Annotated in this window: 1 protein-coding gene; it reads right to left on the bottom strand. The window is 65.2% G+C overall.

All coding sequences use genetic code 11. From position 1 onward, the window contains the following. Positions 1–204, bottom strand: a 204-nt coding sequence (locus AC3A6P_RS36250) for an HNH endonuclease (RefSeq protein ID WP_487697492.1), incomplete at both ends; no start/stop codon positions are given.

Raw genomic sequence — 204 nt, 5'->3', positions numbered from 1 at the left:
CTGCTCGTCGGTTGCGTGATGTAGGTGTGACCGGTGGGTGCGGTCCAGCGGACGTCGCCGTTGGGCAATTGCTCGTCGCACCAGCCGTCACCGAAGGTCTTGGCGAGGTGGTGTTCTCGACACAGCACCTTGCCGTTGGAGGGGTGGGTGGGTCCGCCGTCGCCGTGCGGGACGGTGTGGTCGATGTCGGCGTATTCGGCTTTA

This window comes from Mycobacterium sp. Soil_C_30 (assembly GCF_057656995.1).
The sequence above is the reverse complement of the archived record's forward strand: the minus strand, read 5'-3'. Positions and strand labels throughout refer to the sequence as shown.